Source organism: Butyricimonas hominis (assembly GCF_014287455.1).
GTDB classification, from domain to species: domain Bacteria; phylum Bacteroidota; class Bacteroidia; order Bacteroidales; family Marinifilaceae; genus Butyricimonas; species Butyricimonas muris.
In genome coordinates this window covers 1-3748 of the sequence record NZ_JACOOH010000023.1, presented here as the reverse complement: position 1 = coordinate 3748, position 3748 = coordinate 1, and the positions used below count along the sequence as shown (strand labels likewise).

Genomic DNA, 3748 nt, shown 5'->3' with positions numbered 1-3748 from the left:
GCTTCGGAAGCCTTGACGCTGAACAGTTCCAGCCCGGAAGTGTCCTGATACTTGCGGTAGAAGTTGGAAATGAAGTTGCTGAACACATCGCTGTTCTTGTCCACCTGCATGAACTCGCCACCGTGTGTCGGCGGTACGGTCTGCAAATTGCCCTCCTTGTCAATACCCTTAACGGCACTCACCTTTCCCTGCTGTTTATCCAAGACCAGCAGCACGTCTTTTTCCTGCCCCTCTGCGGGCGGGGTCATTCTGTTTGCCATAAATAATTGAAATTTTAGCGGTTACGGGAATAGTCCCGCCCAAAGGTAGCGACTAAATATGCTATATTTGGACGGGCGGCAAGGGCTGTCCGAATTTGTCCTGCGGTGTCCCGATTTGTCCGGGTGGGATGAAATTCCGCAACCATTGGTTGCAGAATTGAAAAGGGCATAAAAAAAGAGAGTGAATGATTTCACTCTCTTTCGATGAACCCTTTGTGAACCCTTTGGTCGTTTTTTGAAATAGCTAAAACTCAAGTAATTTGCATATTTTGCAAAAGAAAATCATTCGAGTATGAACCATATGTGAACCCTTTAATGGATTAGCGGGGAACACTGTTTAAGCGTCATCGCGCTTCGTTAGTAATCTGTTATTGCACTCGTTTCAAATCCCCGATAGATTGGAGTGACATTTCTATGTAGGGAATAGTTTTTAGAATATGGATGTTATCTATTGCTTCTTTACCACCCAATGCCAATGCCGATACAAGACATGGAGATTATAGAATAAAAATAATTCATCTTTCTTATTATCAGTCATTTGAATATTTTCTGTTTTTCTCTATTTTTGCCATTTTCTGTTATTCAGTACACTTTGAAATATCATTTTCTTTTGTACCTTTGCATCCGCAAAAAACAAAAGAAAATCAACTATTTAGTGTAATTACCCGGTTACGGCACCTAAATCGAGATAAAACCTCTAAACAATGGCAATGTTAGAAAATAAAACGAAAGAAAACCCCAAGCTGGAGCAAAATAAGCTCTCGGACGGTAGAATAAGCCTTTACTTAGAGTATTATTTCCTCCTCAAATTATTAAAAGTAATACTGTCAAAAAGAAATACCTTTTATTCTTACTCTTTTCGCCAGTACTTATATCTTGCAGTCAACAGAAAAAAGTTTAGTACGGTTTGGATATATAGACAAAAAACAGACTAAACTCCAAACATGGAAATTCAGATATTTTTTATACATTTCTCTTATATACAAATGATAGCCGAATTCAATTCATATATGAGTAACATAGACATAGACTTCTTCAAGGAGTTGTGTCTGAAACATGGAGAGTTACGACATTATAAAAAGAATGAGTTTATTCTCCATGAAGGTGATGCCTGTTCTTTCTTCGGGTTTATCTTATCAGGCGTAGTCAAATACAGTTGCACCAACCGGACAGAAAACAAGCCGTATAATGTCGGTTTTTCCTTTCCAAATGAATTTATAGCCGATTATCCCACTTGCTTATATGGCATGAAATCAGAATTGAATATACAGGCGATAATCCCGTGCGAGATTTACATCTGTTCTTCTACATTCTTACAGCAAAAATTCAAGGAAAATAATGAAAACCAACGGATAGCCCGTATCGCAGCCGAACAGATGTTTTTCCAATCATATTCACGTTATTTGGATTTATTCAGATTCACACCGGAAGAGCGTTACCTCCAACTTTTAAAAAAATGCCCTGCAATCCTTCAAATGGTATCACTAAAAGAAATAGCATCCTACCTTAAAATTACACCCATACACATGAGCCGAATCAGACGCAAGCAAAGTTTTGACAACAAAAAATAAACATAGGTTTAGAAATTTACATTCATAACAATATTCCAAGAGTATCTTAATCTGCCAAAGAATTCTTCTTTTTATCTTTGTCTTATCTTTGGTTGGTTCAACGAAGAGACAAAATAAAGATTGAATGAGTTAAACAAGAGATTAAAAAAAAGAATATGAAAACAAAAGAAATTCTTGGAATACTTATGCTATTCCTCTGTACATTCAGCTTTATAAGCTGCGACGATGATAATGAACAGACAAATGAATTAACCCCCGAAGCACTTTATCAGACTTCATGGCGTGGAACAGGGCATTGTGAGGCTTGGACAGTACAAAATATGGGGGTCGGTATGCAATTTGTAGATACTCGGAAAGGGAAAGTAAATTGGGAAGGTTACGATGAAATTGATATTACTTATACAATAGAAGGGAAATATATCACATTTAATAGCAATGCTTTATATTTGGGTGGAGCCCCTTGGATTATCAAAAGCTATACCCAAAAACATATAACCATTATACAGAATGAAATTAGTCCAGATAAAGAGAAAGTAGCTACAATTGAATTAGAGAAAATAGATTAAACTGAATCATGGGAACATTAAGTTGCATAAATGTATGCTACAACAGAACAATGAGAACCGTGAGATTTGCAAATTGAGCAAAGAAAGTCATAAATACCTTGTAAATAAAGGAAAAAATGCAGATTCATCTAATATTCCTTTATGTGCTATTATCGGGCTGGTCTATGGGCTGAAACACAAGGAAAAGAGATTCACCTTGTTCTTTTGTATAGGATTGGTTATTGGGTTAGGATGAGCAATTTATATGCTACTGCTAATAAGGTCAATGTAAATCAAAGGAATATGAAACTGAAATATATATTGAATGCTATACTATTTGTTTTGGCATTATCTTTTTTGTCTATGTGTATATTTAAGACTACAGAGTTAAGTTTAAAATGTATACAATTTGCTGTATCTATCTCTTGTATAGGAGCAATGTTTTCTACAAAAAGATATAGATACATATTTGCATCTATTGCTTTAATCATTATAGGAATATCTTTTTCACTTTAAATGTCCATAATAACGATAATGATTTGATTATTGAATGGTATAATAATAGTCCAGTCTACAGATAGCGACTAAAAACGGGGGCAAGGGATGCCCGAATTTGTCCTGCGGAGCTTGAAATTATCCGGGTGCGATAAATCTCCAACTGTTGGTTGGAGATTTAAAACGGGTACAGACCGAAGTTAATCGCTTGCTTTAGACGAGCCATTTGTGAGCCATTTGTATAGTATTGTTTTCGGCTTATAATCAGCATTTTACAAAAATCGCATTATACTTGTGAGCCATTTGTGAAGCGTTTGGCAAGCCTTTGATTGAGTTTCCGTTATTCTCCTATTATCAGGTGACACGACAAAAAGAAAACATCTTCGGCAAAATCTTTGTTATGTTTTTGCAGGTGATTACATAATATACTATCTTTGCATATAGAAACAAAGGACATAAATATGGCTTCATTCAGAAAAGAGATACTTGGGCAGATTGAACGGATAGATACCGGGCGTATATTCACGTTCCGGGATTTGTCGTTTGAAACGGAAAAGACCGCCAATGTTGCGGTGCTACTTTCCGAACAGAGCCGCAAAGGGGTACTGGTACGGGTTGAAAAGGGGGCGTACTACCGTCCCAAGAAATCAGTGCTGGGGCTGGGAAAGCTGCCTGTCTATCAGGATGAACAGTTCCGCTACCTGACTGAAAAACTGAACGGCTATATCACGGGGGCTTACATCTATAACAAAATGGGGCTGACCGAACAGGTAGCCACAACCATAACGATAGCCACTCCTAACCCGGTTCGCCGTTTCCGTTTCAAGAACTTGGATATAGAGTGCGTGAAAGCCTACTGCATGGTCTATCCGGATGA

General features: G+C 37.4%; 3 protein-coding genes and 1 pseudogene. 3 read left to right on the top strand and 1 reads right to left on the bottom strand.

Translation table 11 applies throughout. From position 1 onward, the window contains the following. Window positions 1–260: pseudogene (locus H8S64_RS21885) on the bottom strand (hypothetical protein); the annotation flags it as partial. 944 nt (window positions 261–1204) lie between these two features. Here H8S64_RS21885 and H8S64_RS21875 point away from each other — a divergent pair. The 3 genes from H8S64_RS21875 to H8S64_RS21865 all read left to right on the top strand — a co-directional run. After that, window positions 1205–1831 (top strand): Crp/Fnr family transcriptional regulator, encoded by a 627-nt coding sequence (locus H8S64_RS21875; protein WP_004309980.1) that lies wholly within the window; start codon window positions 1205–1207, stop codon window positions 1829–1831. Window positions 1832–1986: 155 nt separating this feature from the next. Continuing rightward, window positions 1987–2397, top strand: a complete 411-nt coding sequence (locus H8S64_RS21870; protein ID WP_004309979.1) for a hypothetical protein — start codon at window positions 1987–1989, stop codon at window positions 2395–2397. 935 nt (window positions 2398–3332) lie between these two features. Then, on the top strand, window positions 3333–3748 hold a 416-nt coding region (locus H8S64_RS21865; protein ID WP_222621232.1), incomplete at its 3' end, for a DUF6088 family protein.

Bases quoted from the DNA above. Each gene is read 5' to 3' on its own strand.
- H8S64_RS21875 (WP_004309980.1), top strand. From the start codon at position 1,205: ATGGAAATTCAGATATTTTTTATACATTTCTCTTATATACAAATGATA.
- H8S64_RS21870 (WP_004309979.1), top strand. From the start codon at position 1,987: ATGAAAACAAAAGAAATTCTTGGAATACTTATGCTATTCCTCTGTACA.